At 57.9% G+C, this 285-nt stretch carries 1 pseudogene; it reads right to left on the bottom strand.

Annotation, left to right across the window (positions count from 1 at the left end):
* A pseudogene (locus HMPREF2857_RS03765) lies at positions 1-285 on the bottom strand (IS256 family transposase); the annotation flags it as partial.

Below are 285 nucleotides of genomic sequence, written 5' to 3'. Positions count from 1 at the left end.
TGTTGGCCAGCAGTGGTGGATGGCTGATTGGGCACCTTGTCCGCCGTCTGTGACTGCGATTAGTGGTGCGGCAATGGGGCGTAGGAGTTCGGTGTAGGCGGCGGTGGTTTCGTGTCTGGCCCAGGTCCAGTTGATGACGTGGGTTTTACTGGCTGCGATCAGGAGGCATCCGGACTTTAGATAGGTCGCGTCGAGGAAGATTTGGTCATGGATGCGGAATGAGTCGATGGTGGGTGTGGGGATGATCCACCAGCACCATCGGAATCGGTGGTGCATGGTTTGCCT

Origin of the sequence: Corynebacterium sp. HMSC076C10, assembly GCF_001812455.1 — a bacterium.
GTDB classification, from domain to species: domain Bacteria; phylum Actinomycetota; class Actinomycetes; order Mycobacteriales; family Mycobacteriaceae; genus Corynebacterium; species Corynebacterium jeikeium_D.
This window is presented reverse-complemented; position numbering and strand designations above follow the sequence as displayed.